The sequence below is a fragment of the Cyanobacterium stanieri LEGE 03274 genome, assembly GCF_015207825.1.
In the GTDB taxonomy this organism is placed as follows: Bacteria; Cyanobacteriota; Cyanobacteriia; order Cyanobacteriales; family Cyanobacteriaceae; genus Cyanobacterium; species Cyanobacterium stanieri_B.
The window spans coordinates 1-20,781 of the sequence record NZ_JADEWC010000012.1 but is presented as its reverse complement, the minus strand read 5'-3'; the positions used below and the strand labels follow the sequence as shown (position 1 = coordinate 20,781).

Annotated in this window: 19 protein-coding genes; 11 read left to right on the top strand and 8 right to left on the bottom strand. The window is 36.0% G+C overall.

The window, feature by feature from the left end:
- The first annotated feature begins 52 nt into the window (after positions 1-52).
- From psbP to pheS, 8 genes are all read left to right on the top strand, one after another.
- Entirely contained in the window at positions 53-610 is a 558-nt protein-coding gene (gene psbP / locus IQ215_RS06980) for a photosystem II reaction center PsbP (protein WP_193800599.1), read from the top strand.
- 272 nt (positions 611-882) lie between these two features.
- A complete protein-coding gene (locus IQ215_RS06975; RefSeq protein ID WP_193800598.1) occupies positions 883-1,467 on the top strand; it encodes a Maf family protein in 585 nt (194 codons plus the stop codon).
- A gap of 62 nt (positions 1,468-1,529) precedes the next feature.
- Positions 1,530-1,859, top strand: coding sequence for a hypothetical protein (locus IQ215_RS06970; protein ID WP_193800597.1), 330 nt, complete (start codon positions 1,530-1,532; stop codon positions 1,857-1,859).
- Between the two features lie 19 nt (positions 1,860-1,878).
- The gene (locus tag IQ215_RS06965) at positions 1,879-2,928 is read left to right on the top strand and encodes a hypothetical protein (protein ID WP_193800596.1); all 1,050 of its coding nucleotides are present in this window, start codon (positions 1,879-1,881) and stop codon (positions 2,926-2,928) included.
- A gap of 290 nt (positions 2,929-3,218) precedes the next feature.
- Complete coding sequence (locus IQ215_RS06960) at positions 3,219-3,440, top strand: sulfurtransferase TusA family protein (RefSeq protein ID WP_193800595.1); 222 nt, start codon at positions 3,219-3,221, stop codon at positions 3,438-3,440.
- Positions 3,441-3,445: 5 nt separating this feature from the next.
- Positions 3,446-4,495: a small ribosomal subunit biogenesis GTPase RsgA gene (gene rsgA, locus IQ215_RS06955; RefSeq protein WP_193800594.1), complete on the top strand. Its 1,050-nt coding sequence runs from the start codon at positions 3,446-3,448 to the stop codon at positions 4,493-4,495.
- Positions 4,496-4,667: 172 nt separating this feature from the next.
- A complete protein-coding gene (locus IQ215_RS06950; RefSeq protein WP_193800593.1) occupies positions 4,668-6,410 on the top strand; it encodes a succinate dehydrogenase/fumarate reductase flavoprotein subunit in 1,743 nt (580 codons plus the stop codon).
- Between the two features lie 476 nt (positions 6,411-6,886).
- Positions 6,887-7,882 (top strand): phenylalanine--tRNA ligase subunit alpha, encoded by a 996-nt coding sequence (gene pheS / locus IQ215_RS06945; RefSeq protein ID WP_206688534.1) that lies wholly within the window; start codon positions 6,887-6,889, stop codon positions 7,880-7,882.
- Positions 7,883-8,058: 176 nt separating this feature from the next.
- Here the strand turns inward: pheS and IQ215_RS06940 are convergent, their stop codons facing one another.
- The 3 genes from IQ215_RS06940 to IQ215_RS06930 form a co-directional block, all read right to left on the bottom strand.
- Positions 8,059-8,802 (bottom strand): YebC/PmpR family DNA-binding transcriptional regulator, encoded by a 744-nt coding sequence (locus tag IQ215_RS06940; protein ID WP_193800592.1) that lies wholly within the window; start codon positions 8,800-8,802, stop codon positions 8,059-8,061.
- A gap of 240 nt (positions 8,803-9,042) precedes the next feature.
- Positions 9,043-10,326 (bottom strand): hypothetical protein, encoded by a 1,284-nt coding sequence (locus IQ215_RS06935; RefSeq protein WP_241735275.1) that lies wholly within the window; start codon positions 10,324-10,326, stop codon positions 9,043-9,045.
- Positions 10,327-10,650: 324 nt separating this feature from the next.
- The gene (locus tag IQ215_RS06930) at positions 10,651-12,252 is read right to left on the bottom strand and encodes a glycerol-3-phosphate dehydrogenase/oxidase (RefSeq protein ID WP_193800590.1); all 1,602 of its coding nucleotides are present in this window, start codon (positions 12,250-12,252) and stop codon (positions 10,651-10,653) included.
- Between the two features lie 338 nt (positions 12,253-12,590).
- On the opposite strand from IQ215_RS06930, the gene IQ215_RS06925 reads away from it, so the two are divergent.
- Together IQ215_RS06925 and IQ215_RS06920 are read left to right on the top strand one after the other, a co-directional pair.
- A complete protein-coding gene (locus tag IQ215_RS06925) occupies positions 12,591-12,956 on the top strand; it encodes a c-type cytochrome (RefSeq protein ID WP_193800589.1) in 366 nt (121 codons plus the stop codon).
- A gap of 202 nt (positions 12,957-13,158) precedes the next feature.
- Positions 13,159-13,557, top strand: coding sequence for an MAPEG family protein (locus tag IQ215_RS06920; RefSeq protein ID WP_193800588.1), 399 nt, complete (start codon positions 13,159-13,161; stop codon positions 13,555-13,557).
- A gap of 275 nt (positions 13,558-13,832) precedes the next feature.
- Here IQ215_RS06920 and folP read toward each other — a convergent pair whose 3' ends face one another.
- The 4 genes from folP to IQ215_RS06900 all read right to left on the bottom strand — a co-directional run bounded on the left by folP (position 13,833) and on the right by IQ215_RS06900 (position 17,845).
- Positions 13,833-14,672: a dihydropteroate synthase gene (gene folP / locus IQ215_RS06915; RefSeq protein WP_193800587.1), complete on the bottom strand. Its 840-nt coding sequence runs from the start codon at positions 14,670-14,672 to the stop codon at positions 13,833-13,835.
- A gap of 72 nt (positions 14,673-14,744) precedes the next feature.
- Positions 14,745-16,226, bottom strand: a complete 1,482-nt coding sequence (locus tag IQ215_RS06910) for a carotenoid oxygenase family protein (protein ID WP_193800586.1) — start codon at positions 16,224-16,226, stop codon at positions 14,745-14,747.
- A gap of 258 nt (positions 16,227-16,484) precedes the next feature.
- A complete protein-coding gene (gene gcvT / locus IQ215_RS06905) occupies positions 16,485-17,588 on the bottom strand; it encodes a glycine cleavage system aminomethyltransferase GcvT (protein ID WP_193800585.1) in 1,104 nt (367 codons plus the stop codon).
- Positions 17,589-17,653: 65 nt separating this feature from the next.
- Positions 17,654-17,845, bottom strand: coding sequence for a hypothetical protein (locus IQ215_RS06900; protein WP_193800584.1), 192 nt, complete (start codon positions 17,843-17,845; stop codon positions 17,654-17,656).
- A 534-nt stretch (positions 17,846-18,379) separates the two neighbouring features.
- On the opposite strand from IQ215_RS06900, the gene IQ215_RS06895 reads away from it, so the two are divergent.
- Positions 18,380-19,573 (top strand): M20 metallopeptidase family protein, encoded by a 1,194-nt coding sequence (locus IQ215_RS06895; protein ID WP_193800583.1) that lies wholly within the window; start codon positions 18,380-18,382, stop codon positions 19,571-19,573.
- A gap of 313 nt (positions 19,574-19,886) precedes the next feature.
- Here the strand turns inward: IQ215_RS06895 and IQ215_RS06890 are convergent.
- Positions 19,887-20,781, bottom strand: an 895-nt coding sequence (locus tag IQ215_RS06890) for a MarR family transcriptional regulator (RefSeq protein ID WP_193800582.1), incomplete at its 5' end; no start/stop codon positions are given.

The following is a 20,781-nucleotide window of genomic DNA, read 5'->3' as shown; positions in this document are numbered from 1 at the left end:
AATCATGGGTTTTCATGGGAAAATAAAACAAAATATTTTTAAGATAAAAGTTATGATAAAGCGCTTAGTTTCTTGTTTATTGATTTTTCTAACCTTTTCCTTGGTTTCTTGTTCGGCTTCTTTGTCTGGGTTACAACGTTATACTGATGCCATTGATGGTTATCAATTTCTCTATCCTAATGGTTGGATGCCCGTGGAAGTTCAAAACGCTACTGAAGGTGTTGACGTGGTTTATCGAGATTTTATCGAGCGCACCGAAAACCTCAGCGTCATTATCAGTAAGGTAGGAGATAGCAAGGAGTTATCAGATTTAGGCACTCCCACCGATGTGGGTTATCGTTTTATGAAAATGGTAAATCAAGATCCTGAGTCTGGCAGAAATGCTGAATTAATTTCCGCTGAAAAAAGAGAGGTAGATGGTAAAGATTATTACATCTTAGAATACCGAGTCAAGTTAGATGAAGATCAATATCGTCATAATCTGGCTAGTGTGGTAACAAATAACGGTAAGTTATTCACTTTTAATATTTCTACTAAGGAATCTCGTTGGGATAATGTCTCTGATTTATTTAGGGTTGTGGCTAATTCTTTTTCCCTTGCTTCTTATTAGGCATAGTAAACCTTTGATAGTGGATAATTAATAATAATCTAAGATGATGTCTAATCAAGATCATATTAAGTTCGTTTTAACACCAACGAATTAATTATCAATCATCTTACTTGAAAAGGAATAAATGTTATTTAATAGCCGTGTAATTCATTACACGGTGGGCAAATTAATTAAGAGCATAACAACTATTTTCTTTCATTTTTTGCCTTAATTATCCCTATGGTCACAACTTTAGCTCAAATCCTAATATATGTATTGTTTCAAGGTAATTTATGACTAAATTTATTCTCGCCTCCGCTTCCCCTGCCCGTCTAAAACTATTGAAGATGATTGGTATTAATCCTCAGGTAGAAGTTAGTAATTATGATGAATCTTTAGTGGATTTACTCAATCCCCATAATTTAGTAAATAGCCTCGCAGAAAATAAGGCTTCTACAGTCGCTCAAAATCACCGTGATGGATTAATTTTAGGTTGTGATTCTGTGTTAGCCGTCAATGGTGAAATTTATGGTAAACCAGAAAATGAAAAAGAAGCCATTAACCGTTGGCGTAAAATGCGTGGTAATGTGGGTAAACTTTACACTGGTCACGCTTTACTAGATCTAAATCATAATCAGAAAGTGGTTAAATGTGGCATTACGGAGGTTTATTTTGCTGATGTGGATGATGATACCATTGTCGCCTATGTGGCTACGGGTGAACCTTTAAAGTGCGCTGGAAGTTTTGCCCTTGAGGGTAGGGGAGGTTTTTTAATTGATAAAATTATTGGTTGTCATAGTAATGTGATTGGTTTGAGTTTACCTTTGTTACGGCAGATGTTATCTGAATTAAATTATCGGGTGACAGATTTTTGGTAAAATTTGGTTAAGTTATGGGTTAAGCTATTTGAAGAAATTTTAAAAGAGAGTCTCTTTTTGATATGAGTAAAATACAAGAAATTAAAGCACAAATTAGAGACGGTAACATTGATCAAGCAATGGCGATCGCCATGTCTGAAGCTCTCAAAATCGAAATTGTTACCAGTTCATCCCCTCAACAAACAACTACTCAAGATATACATTTTCGCAGTATTATTAATCTTCTTGAAAACGAAATTGAAAACGAATTAGGGAACTCTTTTGAAGATCAAGGTAATGGTGAAAAAGTTCAAAAAATACATTTTCAAGAGGTAGATAACGCCCATCAAAGAATATTACAAAATATTCAAAGTTTACAAAATATGTTCGCCTTACTCCAAGAAAACTCATAGGATTTAATAGTTGTAAAATATGGATAGCTCTCAACAAATTAATGAAGCTCTAAATCAAAAAGAATATAAAAAAGCTCTATTAATAGCTCTTAGTAATAGCTTAAAAATAACTTTAAAAACATCTTTAAAAACTAACGAAAATAGCTATTCTATTACTAAAAGTATTGACTTAGTTAATGGCTCAAAAACTCACATTGATTCAGAACTTTTGACTAAAAATAACGAATATATAGTTAATTTTCACCAAGAAAAAAGTAGTCAAATTTATCAAACATGGGAAAAAAATAGAGAAACTCTCCTCAAGGCTTTTGAAATCATCGCAGAGGGTAATATTAATCTTGAGCCATTATTAATAGGTCAGAATAATTCTCATTGTAAAGATAATTCCCCTCAACAATCTAGTACAGATATTAGCGATAATTTAGATGATTTTTCCATAGATGATGAAGAAAATAATCAAGTTATTTCTGATGATGAATTTGACGATTTTTCTACAGATAATGAAAATGAAAATTTATCCATTGCAGAATCTGAATTTGATAGTTTTATTAACGATGAGGAGGAAGATAAATCATTAATTATGGAATCGGCTTTTGATACCTCTGAAGATGATGACATAGAGGAAGACGAATTTACCCAAATTATATCCCCCGATGACGTGTCAGAGGCTAGTTATGATGATTTTGATGATGGCTTTGAGGAGGATTCCACGGAAGAAAATTGGATTGATGATGTTGTAATTCAAGATTCAGAAAATAATGACATCGTTAATGGGGAAGTTATTGGCAATGATTATGTCTCAACGGATGAGGAAGATTCTGAAGCACTGTTTGAGGATTTAGGGGAAATGGATTCTGTCGATGATAGTCAGGGGGATGAGGCTGATTGGGGAGATTTATTGGAAGATAGTCAAAGTAATTCGGCAGCGGAGGTAGTTACCCCAAGTCCTGAGGATGATAATATTGATGATTGGAATGAGTGGATAGAAAGTCAGGATGGCGGTGAAATATCTTGTAATCCTGAGGAAATTGATTGGAGTGAGGATGATTGGAAAGATACTCCTGCTTAAAGTCAGTTAAAATAATTAATATCAATATAATCTGTTTCTAATTTCTTTAATGGGTGACTAATTTTATGAGTAATACTTTATTTTTTAATGAATTCAACTAGGATTTATTGGTCATTTATTCAACAAATAATGAAACACACTTGGTATGACTTATTGATAAGTATTAAAAATTGAAAAGATCTTTATTTGCAAAAATAAGAACAAGTATTATTTAATAATTAAATAGCTAAAAATAATAGTTCAATTAATGTTTTTATTACAAAAAATTAGTTTTAAAAATATAGCAAAATATGAATGATAATAAATTAGATTTAAGAGGAACACCTTGCCCCCTAAATTTTATTCGTAGTAAATTACAATTAGAAAAAATGTCCTCAGGTGAGTTATTAGAAATTTGGCTTGATGGAGGAGAACCCATAGAACAAGTACCAAATAGTCTTAAAATGGAGGGGTATAAGATAGAGTCTATTACTCCATTGGATGATTATTTTGCTTTGTTGGTCAAGTCTTGAGTGTTATGACTAAATCTGACCACAAAATTGGTACTGTAATGGCCGTACAGGCTAACTTTTATCAGGTAAGACTAGATGAGGGGCAAACGCTCCTTTGTACTCGTCCCACTCGTCTTAAAAAAATTGGTCAAAGTGTGCTTGTGGGCGATCGCATCTATGTAAAATCTACAGAATTTGAACGAGGGGCGATCGCCTCTGTAACCCCCCGTAAAACAGAATTACAACGCCCCCCCATGGCCAACGCAGATCAAATATTGTTAGTTTTTGCCCTCGAAGAACCAACCTTAGATCCCGTCCAACTTAGCCGTTTTTTAGTCAAAGCAGAATCCACTAATTTAAAACTATTATTAGGACTAAATAAAGCTGATTTAATATCCCAAGAAAAACAAAAAGAATGGAAACAAAAATTAAAATTATGGGGCTATGAACCATACTTTTTTAGTGTAGAAAATAATCAAGGAATCGAAGAAATTAAAACAGCCTTAAAAAATAAAATTACCATCTTTGCAGGGCCTAGCGGAGTGGGAAAATCTAGTTTAACCTCCCTCCTCATTCCCCAATTAAACATCCGCATCGGTGAAGTATCAGGAAAACTACAAAAAGGCAGACACACCACCCGCCACGTAGAATTATTTGAAATTCCCCAAGGAGGTTACATAGCCGACAGCCCCGGATTTAACCAACCAGACTTCGATTGTGATTCCCAAAATTTGATTAACTACTTTCCCGAAGCCAGACAAAAACTAAGTCAAGGGCAATGTAAATTTAACGACTGTTTACATCAAGAAGAGCCAGAATGTATCGTCAAAGGAACATGGGAAAGATATGAATATTACCTCAAATTTTTAGACGAAATCCTTGCCCAAGAAGAGAAAATAGCCCAAACCCGTGATACAGAATCGAGCTTAAAAAAAATGGTCAAAAATTCTGGTAAAGTCTATACAGAACCAAAATTAAACACAAAAAAATATCGTCGGGTATCCCGTCGTCTTAGTCATCAAAAATTAGAAGAATTATATGACCATCAATCCTTAGAAGAAGAAGATTATTTTTAGTTAATTTAAATAAGAAATACTCTTTTGCTTTTACTGTAACAAGTTATTTCAACTTAATATCAAGCAGATGCGATCGCACCTTAGATTAAAATACAAAGAATTGTAATCAAAATAGTACATTTTCCCAGAACTGTCACACCATAGAAATAGTGATGTTTACTCAGGTTTGGTTATGTTACAGCATGATGTCATTATCGTTGGCGGTGGTTTAGCAGGTTGTCGGGCGGCCTTGGAAATCAAAAAGCAAAATCAAGATATAGATGTGGCTTTGGTGGCAAAAACCCATCCCATTCGCTCCCATTCTGTGGCGGCACAAGGAGGCATTGCGGCAACATTAAAAAATGTTGACCCTGAGGATGATTGGAAAGCCCACGCCTTTGATACGGTCAAGGGTTCGGACTATCTAGCCGATCAAGATGCGGTGGCATATTTAACCAAGGAAGCCCCCGAAGTAATTATTGAGTTGGAACATTTGGGGGTGTTATTTTCCCGTTTGGAAGATGGAAAAATTGCCCAAAGGGCTTTTGGGGGGCATTCTCACAAGCGCACCTGTTATGCAGCCGATAAAACTGGTCATGCTATTTTACATGAATTGGTGAACAATTTACGACGTTTCGGGGTGCAGATATATGATGAATGGTATGTGATGGATTTGATTTTGGAGGAGAAGCCTTCGGGGCAACAGGAAGCCAAAGGAGTAGTAATGTTTAACATTGATGATGGTAATGTGCAAGTGGCTAGGGCTAAGGCAGTGATGTTTGCCACGGGGGGTTATGGACGGGTTTTTAATACTACTTCTAATGATTATGCTTCTACGGGGGATGGTTTGGGAATGTGTGCGATCGCCCAGTTGCCCTTAGAAGACATGGAATTTGTCCAATTTCATCCTACGGGTTTATATCCTGTGGGGGTATTAATCTCGGAAGCGGTGAGGGGAGAAGGGGCTTATTTGCGCAACAGCGAGGGGGAAAGATTTATGGCAAACTATGCCCCCAATCAAATGGAACTCGCCCCCCGTGACATCACCTCTAGGGCGATTGTGAAAGAGATTCGGGCGGGGAGGGGTATCCACAGCGATGGCAGGGCAGGAGGGCCTTATATACATCTGGATTTGACTCACATGGGTAAGGAAAAAATTATGAGTCGTGTACCTTTTTGTTGGGAGGAAGCCCATCGGTTGGTGGGTATTGATGCGGTGCATGAGCCCATGCCCGTGCGCCCCACTGCCCATTATTGTATGGGGGGAATCCCTGTGAATACCGATGGGAGGATACGTCAGGATAAAGATACCCTTGTAGAAGGCTTTTTTGCGGCGGGGGAGTGTGCCTGTGTATCGGTACATGGCGCCAACCGTTTGGGTAGTAATTCCTTGTTGGAATGCGTGGTATATGGCAGAAAAACGGGAAGGGCGATCGCACTTTATGTGCAAAATAGAGAGTTTCCTACCATCAACGAAATACCATATTTAGAAACCGCCCAAGCCAGAATCGATTGTTTACTCAATCAGCGGGGAAATTTGAGAATTAATGAATTAAGGCAAAGGTTTCAGGATACCATGACAGAACATTGTGGGGTGTTTCGCTCTCAAGATATAATGCAGCAAGGATTAGATAAAATTCAAGAACTTAAATCCCTTTACAATCAAATTTTCCTTGACGATAAATCAACCTACTGGAATACAGAATTAATCGAAGCTCTCGAATTAAAAAATATCATGGTAGTAGGAGAAATGATTCTCACCTCCGCCATGCAACGGCAGGAAAGCCGAGGCGCCCATTCACGGGAAGACTTCCCCCAACGTGATGATCAACAATTTTTGCAACATACCCTCGCCTATCATCACCCTGATGGGGTAAAAATCGATTATATGCCCGTAGTTATCAATATGTTTGAACCCAAGGAAAGAAAATATTAGGTATGAAAAATATGGCGTTGGTGAATTAAGGTAAGATTTTTAGTTTAGTTTGGCAATAGGGAATGGGCAATATTAATAATAGTTTTAATACTATACATTTACTGTAATTAAATAATGCTTCATACTCAAAATCAGCAATGCCAAAAATATTAAAGTAATTAATTTTAGTTCAATTCATTGAACGATAAACAATTAGCCGTGTAATTCATTACACGGTGGGGCAACTGCGAAAATACAATCTATTTATAACAAAGTATCCGAACTTAATATCAGCTGTATAATTTATTACATGGTGAGTTATGGTAAATTCTACTAATCAGATTTGGCACTGTGATTCATTACACGGTGGGTGATGATAAATTTGATTAATAGGATTTAGGTTTCGGGTATTGAGTCAAACAATTATCAATTCAATTGTCCTAGGGTGTGTTTTAAGTAATAATGAATTAACGACACCTGAGAATGATTAAAAAAAGATGGCAACAGAAATCGAAATTCAACTACAAACCCTTGAAAAAGAAGCCCAAAGTGCGATCGCCCATAGCGATAATCTAAAAAAATTAGAAGAATTAAGAGTAGCCTACCTAGGAAAAAAAGGCGAACTATCACTAATCTTAAAAGGAATGGGCAAACTTTCCCCCGAAATGCGCCCCGTTGTCGGTGCCGTTGCCAATCAAATCAAAGATAAAATTCAAAATAGCCTCAGCCAACAACAAGAAAAATTACAACAACAACAAATACAAGCCCAAATCGCCTCAGAAACTATCGATGTCACCATGCCAGGAGTCAGTAAACCCCTCGGCAAATCCCATCCCCTCCAAAGCACCATCGACAGAGTGATTGATATATTCGTTGGTTTAGGCTATACAGTCGCCCAAGGGCCTCAAATCGAGAGCGATTACTACAACTTTGAAGCCCTTAATACCCCCCCCGAGCATCCCGCCAGAGATATGCAAGATACCTTCTACTTTGGAGATGGTAGCCTATTGCGTACCCATACTTCTTCGGTACAAATTAGATACATGGAAAATAACGAACCCCCCATCCGTATTATCGCCCCTGGGAGAGTTTATCGCCGTGACACCGTAGATGCTACCCATTCAGCAGTATTCCATCAAATCGAAGTCTTAGCCATTGGCAAAAACCTAACTTTCACCGATTTAAAAGGCACTATCAAAGAATTTTTAAGACAAATGTTTGGTGATGACTTACCCACGGTTTTCCGTGCTAGTTATTTCCCCTTTACCGAACCTTCCGCCGAAGTTGATGTACAATGGCAAGGTAAGTGGTTAGAAGTCATGGGTTGTGGTATGGTTGATCCTAATGTACTAAAAGCCGTAGGTTATGATCCAGAAGAATATAGTGGTTTTGCTGCGGGTTTAGGGGTAGAAAGATTCGCCATGATTCTCCACAAAATTGATGATATTCGTCGTTTGTACAATAGCGATTTACGTTTCCTCAATCAATTTTAATCATCATATATACCCTTGATGTGCAACCTCATATTTGTTTGCCATTAAGGGTTTTAAAAATTGACAATTAACAATGGACAATTGACAATAAATAATTAAACTATTATCACCCACACTCCCCATCACCCACACTCCCCATCACTTAAAAGACAAATTGCATACTGAAGTGATAATTATTAATCATCAATTAATTCAAAATTAGCGGTGACATTTTGAACATCATCCAAAGACTCTAAAGCATCCATTAATCTTAATAAATATTTAGTTTGTTCAGGATCATTAATTTCTACAAAATTATTAGGAATCCAACGTAATTCTGCCTCCTTCACCGAAAAATGATTTTGCAAATGTTGGTTAAGGTTTTCTAAATTTGTCACCTCACTAAAAATTTCTACCCCCTGATAATCTTCCTCCTCAATAATTTCATAACTTTGGGCATCCGCCTCCAAAGATACTTCTAACAACTTATCTTCGTCTATTTCCCCTTCTAATATTACCACCCCCTTATGATCAAACATCCAACTAACACAACCCGTTTCCCCCAAATTGCCGCCATTTTTACTAAAGGCTTCCCTGATGTCGGCGGCGGTGCGATTGCGATTATCTGTTAGGGCTTCAATCAATACCGCAACTCCTCCAATGCCATAACCTTCGTAACGAATTTCTTCTAAGTTGGCTTCCCCGTCACTATAAGTACCAGCGCCCTTTGCGATCGCCCTTTCAATGTTATCATTAGGTATCCCCGCGGCCTTAGCCTTTTCTACCGCCGTACGTAACTGAAAATTACCATCAATATCAGCAATACCATTACGGGCTGCTACAATAATTGCCCGAGAAAGTTGGGTAAAAGTTTTACCTTTTTTAGCATCAACCCTCGCTTTTTGTCTTTTGATATTCGCCCACTTACTATGCCCTGCCATAATTATTTAAACTATTACTTTAATCAAAGATAAAAATGGATAATTGACTATTTATAATAAAAATTACTACATTAATAATATATTTTCAACAAAACAATACTTTTAATAATATAATTTTATTTTAATAAAATATTGATTTATTGTAAATAACAATATTAATAAGTAAAAAATACAATAGTTTAACAATTATCCATAACAAATTAAGCAGTGATTATTATTAATACACTATAATAAATTTTATCAATTAATGGTTACTACTTCATCATTATCATCGGCTGATATATCCTTTTCCCCATCATTAGAGGGTGGCACATCGATAATCTCCTCCGTAATAATTTCTTCTAAAGACTTATTTTCTTCATCATTATTAACCATATTATCTTCTGGGGAATTTTTCTGATTTTCCTCCTCTAACACAGTATCTAAGATTTCATTAATAACATCCTCCTCCTTGGTTGTTGCCTGAATATCTTCCGTGGTAGCTTCTTGATTTTCCTCCTCTGTTATCGTCTCAGAGTCTTTTTTTAAATCCTTATTCTCAGTGTCACTAACATCAGACTCTTGATTTATATTATCTTCAACTATGGTTTCTTCTTGAGGCATCATCACCTCATCAACTTCATTTTCGATAACTTCTTCTACCGTAGTTTCAGGAGACTCTATATAAGTAGGAATGGTAATAGCCTTTGCCTTATTTAAACTAATTTTACCCGTCACTAATTTTGACAAAGTATCCTTAATTTTGGGATCATAATTAATTACCCTCACAGTGCTATTAAAAGAGTTTTTAATCACATCTCCACGATCATCAATAAACTCTAATTTTACCCAATTTTCGCCCTTATTAAAACCAGTCAAATAAATCGGTTGCCAAGTATCCAATAAAAAAGTTTCTCCGTTAACTGTTACTCGAATACGCCAATCCCGAATACCGTCTTCTTGGTTTTCTTGGGCAACAAGATGTAATGGCGCATTGGTGAGGTAAAAATCGAGCATAATGGGCTCAGCCCCATAATTTCCTTGGGGGCGACTGTAAGTAAGAAGGGGTTGGCTTCCTGAAGGATTGTTATCCTCCGTGGGAGTGAAAACATGGAAGGTGGTTTGGGCATAGGCATCAGGATTTTTAAAACTTTCATGCCATGGGCGGGAGGCAAAAACCCGAATGGTATGGGTGCCGGGGGCTAAATCGGATAAAGTTAAAGGCTCATTGGTATTATATACGGCTTGATAGGGTTGATCATCTAGGAAGAAGTGTAAATGGGGCCCCATCTGTAATTCTTCATTTTTAAATATATCTAATCCTTTTATTTCTAATTTGACTTGGGCTGTGGTGGTAGAAAGAATTTCATTATCAGCGGGGCTAATAATACTTACTTGGGGTTGTTTTGATAAGAAGGTTTTATTTAATTCTTGAATTAATTTTGGGGGGGCTACCTCGGCGATGTTATCAACTTTGGGAATGGGTGCATTATTGGTGTTAAAGGCTTGTACACTGTCAATGGTGTCATTACAACTGCTGATCATTATACTTAGAGAAAAGATAATCAAACAGGATAATATTCTCTTAATTAGCATATCTTTTTATCCAAAAATAGGTTTAAAACCCCGTCATTCTTAGACGGCTTTTTGTTAATGGTAAACGATGGGGTGAAGTTTGGGAATGGACAGGGAATGAAAGTATTTTTAATATTGGAAAAATAGCAATGTTTTGCCTACAAAAAGCCCCTCAAAAAGAGGGGAAAGGGCTAGTTCAAAATATTATATTTATGATACCTAGGATAATAAGAAAAAAGAGAATTTATGCTATTTTTTTTCTAGTTAAATCAAGTGTAATCGTTCATTATATTATTAAGAGTTAACGGTTATTTTTTCTTGATTTATGGTTGCTTTTTCCTTTTCAATGATGGTATTTACTTTTTCTGTTACTTGCTTACTGACGGCGGAGTCTAGGAATGTTAACCTAAATCTACGGGATAAAATATCCTCTGATTTTTGTGCCATTTCATAGCGACAAACGTAGGCAACCTCGGCGGTGATGAAGGGATATTGGGGAGCTAATCTTTCGATGCCATATTCTTCTATGATGGTATTAATGGCGATCGCCCTTGAACCATAATAATTAATTAGGTGATGTCTAATAGCCTCATCTTCAATGGTTAAAGCTAATTTTTGATCTAATTGATCAAAATCATAGTTTTCGCCCCCTGCCACGGGAATTAACTCAGAAGAATGACCAGAAAAACCACTAGGGGAGGATAATTGTTTAATAACTTGGTTGATGGTATCGGCCGCCATTTTGCGGAAAGTCGTCCATTTTCCCCCTGTAATGGTGATTAAACCACTTTTAGACTTAAGAATAGTATGATCTCGGGAAATTTTAGCGGTAGAATTAGCACTATGGTTAGGAGAAACAAGGGGGCGTAATCCACTCCATGCCGATAAGACATCTTGACGATTAATGGTTTCGGTTAGATAGCGGTTAGCGTATGCCATTAAATATTCGATTTCTTCTTCCGTCGGCTGAGGATTATCATTAACTTGCGCTTCTTCGTCCGTTGTACCAATGAGGGTAAATTGACGCCAAGGTACAATGAAAATAACCCTACCATCATCGGTTTTAGGAATCAATAAAGCACCATCTCCAGGGGCGTAGGCTTTATCGACAACAATGTGTACCCCTGAGCTTACTTTGAGTATCTTTTCGGCTTCGGCTTGGTCTAAATGTCTTATACTATCACTATAAGGCCCTGTGGCATTAACTACAACTTCGGCTTTGATAGGGAAGGTTTCACCACTAAGGCTATCTTTTACCACTGCCCCCCTACATTTATCATTTTCCTTGATAATTTCAATGACTTCGAGGTAATTTGCGATCGCACATCCTTGCTCAATGGCTTTCATGGCTACTTCCACATTAAGCCTAGCATCATCAAACTGCCCATCATAATACATGACACTGGCAATCATACCTTCGGTATTGAGGGAGGGAAATAACTCTAAAGTATCTTTAATACTAAGTAAACGACTGCGCCCTAAACTTTGTTTTCCTGATAGTAAATCATACATTAACAACCCTGTGAAAAAATAGGGAATTTGCCAAAACTGATATAAAGGAATTATCAAGGGTAAAGGCTTGGCTAAGTGGGGGGCAATGTGAATGACATTTTTTCTTTCTGATAGGGCATCCCTTACCAAATTAAATTGCTCAACGTCCAAACGTTTAAAAGCCTGTTCTAAATATCTTACCCCACCATGCAATAATTTTGTACTACGGCTACTCGTACCCGACGCAAAGTCAAATCTTTCAACCAGGGCTACTTTTAAACCTCTCTTATTAGCCTCTAATGCAGAGCCTGTGCCTGTTGCACCTCCTCCGATAATCAAGCAGTCAAATTCTTCATTTTTCAGTTTTTCTAATTGTTTTTGCCTTTCAATTAGCTGTATGGTCATGAAATTATTCCTTGAAACTTCCCTTTCAGTATAGCTGATCCCTTTTTGGGCATAATCATAAATTCTGAATTATCAATGAAATATCTGGGGTTGTCAACAAATTTTATTTCTTTTCATTTTCCCCTTATAGCCTTTATTTAAACTATGAGGTGCAGTATTTATAGCATTTTCCATTCCCTATTCCGAGATACCGATAAGTTTTGTACCTCACCATCACGAAAATTGCTATATCTTGCTTTCAACTTACGAAATGATTTAGCATTAAGATAAGATCATTGTTAATTTATTAATTAATAATTTATTCACTTTCAATTTTGTTTTTATTATCTTTGTAAATTATGCGAAAATTATCTATTTTTACAGTTACACTAATTACTATTATTGCCTTTAATTTATTTTATATTCCAAGGGCGATCGCCCAGATAAACTTAACTCAAATTAATCAAAATATTCATGAACCTAGTAAACTTTTTGAGATTAACTGTGCAGGGTGTCATCTTAATGGAGGTAATATCATTCGCAGGGGCAAAAACTTAAAATTAAAAGCCCTTCAAAAAAATAGTTACGATACCCCTGAGTCCATAGCAACTATAATCACTAATGGCAAAAATAATATGTCGGCTTATGGCGATCGCCTTTCAAAGCAACAAATAAATGATCTTTCTAACTATATTCTAAATCAAGCAAAAAATAACTGGAAATAAAAATAATTTGTTTGCTTTAATGATTTATATCTAAGACATTTATGACAAAGAAAGTTTTCTATTAGTAAATAAATAAAATAATGAAATAACTCAAAAAAGTAAAAATTCTTTGTGGCACATTGTTATTATTTTTCTTCTTAAATGACAACACAAGTACACCATAGACGTTATACTAATCTAGTTATATCAACCATAAAAAACCATGTTATTAGGACCTAGCATTATTACAGTATTTGCTCTTTTAGTTTATTTTGTCACCATTATAAACGTAGGTAGAGCCAGATTTAAATATAACGTCATGCCCCCTGCCACTAGCGGAGACGAAAACTTTGAAAGAGTCTTAAGAGTACAAGAAAATACCCTCGAACAACTTATCTTCTTCTTACCCCTCCTCTGGATTTTTTCTTACTTTGTTAGTGAAATGTGGGGTATGATATTGGGTGGTACTTGGGTTGTGGGTAGAATTCTTTATGCTTGGGGTTATGCCAAGGAAGCTAAAAAAAGAGCCCCCGGATTCGCCATTAGTACCCTCAGCGGTTTAGCTTTACTCGGTGTATCTTTGGTTAAGCTAATGTTGATGGCTTACGAAGCATATTTATAATTGATTTATCATAGTTTGGGTGGAGGTAACGAAGCCCAACAAGTCTCGTAAAATATCATATTTGTTCTTAAAAACTCTATTATTGAGCATAGAGAAAATTAAGGACTTTTTTATTGTGTCATGCCCCTTTTTATGATATGCTTATAATATAATGGTAATCTATGCATTTTCAGAGATAAACAATAATATTTCCATTATCTAACAAACAATTCTATAATCCCTTAAAATAAGTACAAAGTCAAGAAAAAAAAGAATTTTCGTTACAAATTTTATTACTAACCTTGTTTTGACCGAGTAATAGCATCAGCAACCCTAGTAATATCGTACATTGGTGCAACATCATGAACCCTCAAAATATCAGCACCTTGAGCAATGGCATGATAACAAGTAGCAGCTGTCCCCCATACCCTTTTTGCTGGGTCATTTTCATTTAATATTTTACCGATAAAACTTTTTCGAGAAGTGCCAATAAGCATTGGAAAACCAAGATTTTTTAATTTTTTAATATTATTTAGAATTGCGATATTTTGCTGATAATTTTTAGCAAAACCAATGCCAGGATCAATGATAATATTAGATTGAAGGATGCCTTTTTGGAGACATTGGGCAATTCTATCAAGGAAAAATTCTTCAATTTCTGCGATTAAATCTTGATAATCCGTCATGGTTTGCATAGTTTGAGGATTACCCCGAATGTGCATTAAAATAATCGGCACTTGTAAACGGGCAACAGTATCTAACATATTAGGATCGAATGTTGCCCCTGATATATCATTAATTATATCAACCCCAGAGGCGATCGCCCTTTTTGCCACTTCAGCCCTTGTGGTATCAACGGAAATAGGAATATCTGTTTTTTCACGAATAGCCTCGATAACGGGAATAACTCGATTTAACTCCTCCTCCAAAGTCACCTCCAGCGCCCCAGGGCGTGTGGATTGCCCCCCAATATCAATTATATTCGCCCCATCTTGTACCATGGTAAGGGCTTGATTTACAGCTTTTTGTAATTCATTATATTCTCCCCCATCACTAAAACTATCGGGAGTAACATTGAGTATTCCCATGATGTAGGTGCGCTGATTCCAGTCAAAACTATAATTTCTTATCTGCATTATTTGATTCCTCACAAAGTAGGGTGGGCAATGCCCACCATCAACCTCTCAATAATTGTCCATTGTCAATTGTTAGTTGTCAATTGTGGAAGCCCAACTACCATGCAACCCATAAGGGATATGTTGCTTAAGATGTAAAGTAGCTACAGGTTGCGAAATATCTTTACCATCAAATATCACCAAATCCGAGCGATGATTTTCGGAGTCATAAATTAAATCTAATATCCAAGCATCATCTTCCCCTGTAGTATTGTTTTTTGGTACAAAAATAGGCTCACCGGCAAAACCTTTAGGGGCAAAGGAATATAATTGTTCTTCTTTAGTATATAAATCAAATTTTAACAAAGCCTGTAGAGGAGCATTTTTAGTGGCGTTATGGGTAGCACCGATGAACAAATAACGATAATCTCTCCCGACATTTTCAGGATTGATAAAAGGAAATTCTACACACCGTTGATTAAGTAATTCCTTTTCTACTTTTTGAGTATTTAAATCTAGTTTAAAACGGAATAATTGCCCGGGTGCAAGTTCATCAAAATCTACCTCTTTATAACTTTTATCGGGGTTAATTTGACTCAATTTGGCATAGCATACTGAGTCAATAATTAAAGTTTTTTCATCTTTTTCAAAAGCATTGGCATGGTGAAAAATAAACCCTGCATTTGTTTCTAAGGTAATGACATCTTTATGGGGTGTATGGCGAGGAATTAAAATAATTTTAGTGGTTTCATTCTCTTTAAAATCTAAACATTCCCCAGCGCCCTTAATCCCAAATACAAAGGGTAAAGGATTATAACTGGTAGGATTTTGGAAGAAAATAATATAGTTGGGAGTAATTAAAAAATCATGAATAAAGCAAAATCCGGGGGTAATATGGCTATATTGTTGTAAGATATTTCCTTCTAAATCAAATTCGTAAATATTGATGGTGCTAGATAAACCAGGCTTTATACCAAAATTAATTAAGGAAGGTTTACCGTTATTAAATGGTGAATGAGGATCGATTCTAGGGTGCGCTGAAAAAACATCACCGTCTTTTAAAATACCATCTAAATTATCTAATTTTTTTGTTTCTAAGGTTTCTGGATCTAAATAATAAGGTAATGCGGCCTCCCATAATGCTAATAATTTTTTTCCTAGCTTGATAACATTAGTATTGGCAATATTTTTTACTTTTATATCAAAGATATTACCTAAAATTCCCCCTGGTTTTTGGCTACCAAATACCCCTCGATAGAGCATTTTTTGAGCTTCTTTTTCTTCTAAATATTCTTTTGTTTTTACATAACTATTACGAAAATAACAACCCTCATCTGTAAATTTAAATGAGCAAATCATGCCATCTCCATCAAAGGGATGATTTAAGGGTGTGCCATATACTTCTAATAATCCAGGCCCATTACGATATAATGTACCCCGTAAGTCAGGGGGGATTTCTCCTTCTATATCTTCTATCCAATATTCTTTTTCGTGGGGTTGAGATTCGTAACCTTTACGCCAGTCTTCTAAGCTATAGGATTTATTTTCTACTGGTTTATTTTCTATTTGTACCATGGGGAATTTTGTTAAAATTGCTTAATATTTATTCATATTTCTTTAAACAATTATAACAACATCATTTCGGGGAATAGGGAATGGGCAATGGGGAATAGTGTTAATAATACTATGGGCGTTGCTTATTTTAGATATGAATTTCTCTTTTAGGAGGGGAATAGGGAATAGTGATAATATTTTGATGTCTCAATTTTTATCATCATTCAATTATATTTCCCACCATTATTAAGCAATGCCATATTATGATGGTAATGACTCTTATTTACGGCGATAGAAAGGTTTTTTGACAACTTTGGCGGGGTAGAGTTTGCCTCTGATTTCTATATCCACAGTTTGCCCTATTTTACTTAATTGTATGGGTAAATAACCAAGGGCGATCGCACTGTTGAGGGTAGGAGAAAGAGTACCGCTAGTAACTTCACCGATGGTACTATTATTATGTTTGATGGGATAACCATGACGGGCGATATATCTTCCCTCCATTTGTAAGCCCACCAATTTTTTAGTCAAGCCCTCTTGCTTTTGTTTAACGAGGATTTCACGCCCCATAAAGTCATCCTCACGGTTAAGATTGACTAACCATCCCAATCCAGCTTCAAGGGGGGTAGTGGTTTCGTCTATTTCTTGCCCATACAAACTCATCCCCGCTTCCAATCGAAGGGTATCCCTTGCCCCTAAACCGCAGGGAATTACCCCTTGTTCTAAGTGCGATCGCCACATATCCTGTGCTACAGTAGCAGTAGTCATCACCTCAAAACCATCTTCCCCAGTGTAACCCGTCCGAGCCACAAAAACTTTTTGCCCCTCAAAACTGGTGGTTAAATGCTCAAAAGCCTGTAAATGACTTAAATCAACATTCAAAAAAGACTGTAGATAACTCTCAGCCTTACATCCTTGGATAGCAATTAAAGCTAAATCCTGAGTCTTATCCAATAACTCAACGCCCTTAGGTGTGAGGTGTTTATTTAACCAAGCCCAATCCTTCTCACAAGTAGAAGCATTAACAATTAATATTCCCGATTCTACCCCATCATCACCGCTACCCTGATAATAAAAAATAATATCGTCAATAATGCCTCCTTGCTGGTTCAATAATACCGAATATAGAGCCTTACCCCTTGTCATAGTTGATAAATCTGTTGGCACAAGATAACCTAAACTAGAGCGTAAATTTTTTCCCCGTAAATAAAATTTACCCATGTGGGAAATATCAAACATTCCCGCTTCGTCTCTAACTGCCTGATGCTCTTTTTTTAAGCCTTCATATTGCAAAGCCATTTCCCACCCTGCAAAATCAGTAAATTTGGCTTTAGACTCCACCGACAAGGAATATAAAGGAGTACGTAATGATTCAGACTTCATAGATAAAAAGAGATAAAAAATTAGGAGAGTTTAATTATCTATTGTCAGTGGTCTAAGAGCAATTGTCAATTTTCTAGGAGTATTTCTCCATTAGTTACTTTGGCTTGTAATTCACGCCATAATCTTATTTTTTCTTTTGTTACTTGTCCATCATTATAGATCGCATTTCTGATTAAGTTACTATCTTTGCGATTGAGTCGCTTATCAATTAGGGCAGTATCAATCATAATTTTTATTTTATCTATGTTATCTGTCATTGCTAATAAGGCTAGTTTTTATCCATGAGTTTATCATTAATTTTAGGAGGAGAGTCATAGGTTATCAAAAAATAAAATTTTCCCAATTTAATTAATTTTTCATTAGCTATATAACTGATGAATAACACTCAATAATATTAAATTTATGTTAGTTATTTTTATTAAGTAATGGATTTAATAAACCTACTATTAACCCATAATAACTTAATTTTTATGGTCAGATTTTTATGAAAATATCTTGTTTTAAAACATATATAATATGTTATTATATAGTTACAGGTTTGCTTCATGATTAATCATTATTATGTGATTGCAAAAAAAATAAAACAAAAGATATAAAAATACTATAAAATATTTATAATAAAAACTATTAGAAAGATAAAAATAAGTTTACTTCATTAGAGTTAAAACACTGGTCACAAGATTAGATAACAATAAAATTTACCAATGAGATTAAGGATAAAATCATATATTAAAACTAAAAATAAGAGTAAACTGAAAAAAGAATAAAGATGCGTTATAAAAATTAAATTAATGGATACTATCATTAAAAAAACTCAAATTCGTGATCAAATTTTTGATTTACAACCCCAATTAGTAGAATGGCGCCGTAGAATGCACCAATATCCCGAATTAGGTTTTAGGGAAAATTTAACTGCTGATTTCATTAGCCATAAACTAAAAGAATGGGGCATTGAACATCAAAAAGGAGTTGCCAAAACAGGTATTGTTGCCACCATTAAAAGTGACTTTGACGGAAAAGTTTTAGCAATTCGAGCGGATATGGATGCTTTGCCCGTACTAGAGTTAAATGAAGTATCTTATAAGTCTCGCCATGAGGGAATTATGCACGCCTGTGGTCATGATGGACATAGTGCGATCGCCCTTGGAATTGCCCATTATTTAGCCCATAACAAGGATAAATTTAGAGGTACAGTCAAAATCATCTTTCAACCAGCAGAAGAAGGCCCAGGAGGCGCTAAACCGATGATAGAAGAAGGGGTTTTACAGAATCCTGATGTAGATGCGATCGTAGGTTTACACCTGTGGAACAATTTACCCCTAGGCACTGTGGGTGTGAGAGAAGGGGCTTTGATGGCGGCGGTAGAATGTTTTAAGTGCCAAATTTTTGGTAAAGGAGGCCACGGGGCGATGCCCGATCAAACCATTGACTCAATTATGGTAGGCTCACAAATAGTTAATAGCTTACAAACCATCGTCAGTCGTAACATAAAACCCACGGATTCAGCGGTTGTCACCGTAGGCACATTTCAAGGGGGGACAGCTTTAAATGTCATCGCTGATAGCGTTAAAATGAGTGGTACGGTGCGCTATTTTAATCCCAAATACGAACAGTATATTGGCGACAGAATAGAAGCTATTATCAAAGGAATTTGCCAAAGCCATGGAGCAAAATATGACCTTGACTACTGGCAACTGTATCCCCCTGTAATTAATAATGCTCGTATTACTGATTTAGTGAGAAGTGTTGCCCTTGATGTGGTGGAAACTCCTTTGGGGGTTGTGCCTGAATGTCAAACCATGGGGGGGGAGGATATGTCTTTTTTCTTACAAAAAGTTCCGGGTTGTTATTTCTTTTTAGGTTCAGCTAATGCCGAAAAAGGGCTTAATTTTCCCCATCATCATCCCCGTTTTGATTTTGATGAAACTGCCCTTAGTTTGGGGGTGGAAATGTTTGCTCGTTGTGTGGAAACTATTAATAGTTAACCTCCGTTCGGGATTTGTAAGTATGGGAGATGGGGAGTAGGGGTGATGAGTATCTTCGCCCCCTCACCGTGTAATAAATTACACAGCTAACGATAGTTCGTTCAATAAATTGAACTAAGATATTGATACTAAACTTGTTGCGAAATAGATTTTTTGACCAATTTACTATTTATTTGATAAGGGTTTCAGATACGCAGATATTTAATTCACAACAACTCTATTGCTAATTTGTAAATGATCAAGGGGAGTTGATATTCGGTGGTAGGTAATAGTTTATTAATTGTTAATTGTCCATTATTAATTGTTAACACCTTTATTCTATTTCTTCGCCCACATAAAAATTATTATTAATCAATTCATTTTTAAGTTTTTTATAATAGGTGGGGTTAATAGATAAAGCACCGTTTTCCCGTTTTAGGATATATTGTCTTAAAAGTTGTTGAATTTGGGCTTCTATTTGACTTTCCGACTCCCCTAGACTGATGGCTAAGTGCGATCGGCTAATGCGTCCATGAATTAATACTGAGTGTAATAGATAACGATTTTCAATGGTGAGAGAAGGTAAATCGGGTAGATATGGGGTAATTTGTTTTAGAGTATAATTAGAGTCTGAATCGATTATTTTCTCGAAGGTAATTTCAGACAATTCATCTTCGTTAACGTTGTCTTTTTCAAATCTTAAGCTGTTAATCCAAAGATTAAGGGCGATGCTGGGAATACCTGATGATTCTTCGGCAAGATATGTCCAATAATTTTCGTCATGGTTTTCTTTATCTTCTTCGGGATTATGGAGAGGGCTTAGGTGTTGATTTTGTTTAAATTTATTACTAACTACGGTTTGAATCACGGGATTTAACCAATTTTTTAACATTTCTCCGTCTAGGGGCGGTAGGGAATGGATACTATTAAAGTAGGCTTTGATTTGACAGACATAGTCTAAAAAATTCCATGCTAGATGGTTACAGCCGATAATCCAAAAGCAGTTGGGGTTATGGATGATTAATTCTCTCAAAAGTATGACACTATCCCAACCTTCTATGTCGCGCAAGAAAAGTTGTTCTAGGGTGGGTATTATGATGATGGTTGTTCTTTCTTCAAGGGATTCTTCATCGGGTATGTTGTCGATGTCGTCTAGGTTTTCAATTTCTACTTGGGGATGAAGTTCAAAACTTTGTTTTATTTGTTTACTGATGGTTAAGGGGTTGCGG

Bases quoted from the DNA above. Each gene is read 5' to 3' on its own strand.
- IQ215_RS06930 (WP_193800590.1), bottom strand. From the start codon at position 12,252: ATGACCATACAGCTAATTGAAAGGCAAAAACAATTAGAAAAACTGAAA.
- IQ215_RS06940 (WP_193800592.1), bottom strand. From the start codon at position 8,802: ATGGCAGGGCATAGTAAGTGGGCGAATATCAAAAGACAAAAAGCGAGG.
- psbP (WP_193800599.1), top strand. From the start codon at position 53: ATGATAAAGCGCTTAGTTTCTTGTTTATTGATTTTTCTAACCTTTTCC.
- pheS (WP_206688534.1), top strand. From the start codon at position 6,887: ATGGCAACAGAAATCGAAATTCAACTACAAACCCTTGAAAAAGAAGCC.
- IQ215_RS06925 (WP_193800589.1), top strand. From the start codon at position 12,591: ATGCGAAAATTATCTATTTTTACAGTTACACTAATTACTATTATTGCC.
- IQ215_RS06975 (WP_193800598.1), top strand. From the start codon at position 883: ATGACTAAATTTATTCTCGCCTCCGCTTCCCCTGCCCGTCTAAAACTA.
- IQ215_RS06910 (WP_193800586.1), bottom strand. From the start codon at position 16,226: ATGGTACAAATAGAAAATAAACCAGTAGAAAATAAATCCTATAGCTTA.
- IQ215_RS06900 (WP_193800584.1), bottom strand. From the start codon at position 17,845: ATGACAGATAACATAGATAAAATAAAAATTATGATTGATACTGCCCTA.
- IQ215_RS06970 (WP_193800597.1), top strand. From the start codon at position 1,530: ATGAGTAAAATACAAGAAATTAAAGCACAAATTAGAGACGGTAACATT.
- IQ215_RS06895 (WP_193800583.1), top strand. From the start codon at position 18,380: ATGGATACTATCATTAAAAAAACTCAAATTCGTGATCAAATTTTTGAT.
- gcvT (WP_193800585.1), bottom strand. From the start codon at position 17,588: ATGAAGTCTGAATCATTACGTACTCCTTTATATTCCTTGTCGGTGGAG.
- IQ215_RS06960 (WP_193800595.1), top strand. From the start codon at position 3,219: ATGAATGATAATAAATTAGATTTAAGAGGAACACCTTGCCCCCTAAAT.
- IQ215_RS06950 (WP_193800593.1), top strand. From the start codon at position 4,668: ATGTTACAGCATGATGTCATTATCGTTGGCGGTGGTTTAGCAGGTTGT.
- rsgA (WP_193800594.1), top strand. From the start codon at position 3,446: ATGACTAAATCTGACCACAAAATTGGTACTGTAATGGCCGTACAGGCT.
- IQ215_RS06920 (WP_193800588.1), top strand. From the start codon at position 13,159: ATGTTATTAGGACCTAGCATTATTACAGTATTTGCTCTTTTAGTTTAT.
- IQ215_RS06935 (WP_241735275.1), bottom strand. From the start codon at position 10,326: ATGATCAGCAGTTGTAATGACACCATTGACAGTGTACAAGCCTTTAAC.
- IQ215_RS06965 (WP_193800596.1), top strand. From the start codon at position 1,879: ATGGATAGCTCTCAACAAATTAATGAAGCTCTAAATCAAAAAGAATAT.
- folP (WP_193800587.1), bottom strand. From the start codon at position 14,672: ATGCAGATAAGAAATTATAGTTTTGACTGGAATCAGCGCACCTACATC.